Raw genomic sequence first — 1,435 nt, 5'->3', positions numbered from 1 at the left:
GAACCCCAGGCACTCCGCCTCGATCGTCTGGCGCAGGTTGGCCACGTACTCCTGCAACTCGGCCAGCAGGTTTTTTTTGCTGTGTTTTTTCGCCATAGATACCGCCGTTCAAAATGGATGCCGGGTTTAACCGCCCGGCGCGGGTGTGGTACGATTGCCGCGCCTGCAAACCTTGGCCGGGAGCCAGGCACGACAGCCTACGAACCTGGATCGCGCATACGTTGTGCGCGGTGTTAATTCGTATCGAAGGAGTCACTATGTCCCCGGCTACCCCCTCATCTGAAACCTTGTTTACGCTGTATTACTGCTACTACATTGAAATCCTGAATAACACGCTGTTCCGCCATTTGGCCCATCTCATCGGCGCAAGCCAGATGCTGATTGCGGCCCTGCTGATGATGCAGCTTGTCCCTATGCAGTGGGGCGGCTTTTTCCTTGCCATGCTCATCCTGATGCAATTGTTCTACCGACCGACAGGGCGCAGCGCGCAGGCGGCTATTCAGGCCAGCAGATACTTTGATGTATTACATATGCCACCGTCCTTAACCGATGATGAGCTGCACCAGCGCCTCCAAGTAATCGCGCAAAATGACAGCCCGGCGTCACGCCGCGTCTGTGATCTCGCCTATAACTGTGCAGCCATTGCCACAGGTGCTAAACCTGATCCGCTAACAGGGTGGATTACGCGCCTGTTAGGGCGATTAACGTCTACCCCTCTGGCATAACCCACCTGTTAACGGCCTCCCATACATGGAGGTCGTTTACTTTTCTCGGTACGCCATGATGCGCTCGCGCGCGAAAAAGACGCGATGGAAAAAGAACTGATACAACTTAAACGCCACCTTTATGACGCAGAACGCTACGAGCTTTTCAAGCTGCCGGCTGGAAGCATAGTATTTCGGATGAAGCCAAACGAGAATGCCATTGACCCCTCGCATTACTGGTGCGCAGATTGCTACCACAAGCAAATCAAATCGATACTTCAACCATGGACGCCACAGAACAGCCATACCACCCTCCACTGCAATACATGCGGGGCAACGCTATTAAACGAACGCATCCCCATGACCATGGCCGTCGCCTATAACCCCAACAAGCGCGGCGCATTTTGATACTCGCCCTGTGCGGCCCATCGGGGCCGCCTCTTCATCACTCCAGTTCAATTACCGGGCTATCCGGCAGGGTTTCACTGTAGGCAATCAACCCGCTATAGGCGGGGATTTTCTCGCCCTCGCTAGACTCAAATGCTGGCACCTGACCACGACAAATGACGTACGGCGTCTCAATGTTGAGCGTTCCCGGCACGGTGACGCTCAGCCCAACTGACGAGGCCATGTTTTTGATTTGCTCTACGGTTAAAACAATACGCTCCACGCTTTACTCCTTATTTGGCATTTCGTTAACAACACACTCCAGCGCGGCGATCATCCCGCCG

The 1,435-nt window shown here is 54.4% G+C and carries 3 protein-coding genes; 1 reads left to right on the top strand and 2 read right to left on the bottom strand.

Annotated elements, in window-relative coordinates:
- Positions 1-257: 257 nt before the first annotated feature.
- Positions 258-725, top strand: coding sequence for a hypothetical protein (locus EHO01S_RS17090; protein ID WP_024525072.1), 468 nt, complete (start codon positions 258-260; stop codon positions 723-725).
- A 36-nt stretch (positions 726-761) separates the two neighbouring features.
- Here EHO01S_RS17090 and EHO01S_RS18010 read toward each other — a convergent pair whose 3' ends face one another.
- Both EHO01S_RS18010 and EHO01S_RS17080 read right to left on the bottom strand, forming a co-directional pair.
- Positions 762-1,010, bottom strand: a complete 249-nt coding sequence (locus tag EHO01S_RS18010) for a hypothetical protein (RefSeq protein WP_051355243.1) — start codon at positions 1,008-1,010, stop codon at positions 762-764.
- A gap of 139 nt (positions 1,011-1,149) precedes the next feature.
- Positions 1,150-1,374 (bottom strand): hypothetical protein, encoded by a 225-nt coding sequence (locus EHO01S_RS17080; protein WP_024525070.1) that lies wholly within the window; start codon positions 1,372-1,374, stop codon positions 1,150-1,152.
- Positions 1,375-1,435: the final 61 nt, after the last annotated feature.

This window comes from Edwardsiella hoshinae NBRC 105699 = ATCC 33379, from assembly GCF_000474215.1.
Classification (GTDB): Bacteria; Pseudomonadota; Gammaproteobacteria; order Enterobacterales; family Enterobacteriaceae; genus Edwardsiella; species Edwardsiella hoshinae.
Note: the sequence above shows the minus strand (reverse complement) of the source record. Positions and strands in the feature narration are given on the sequence as shown.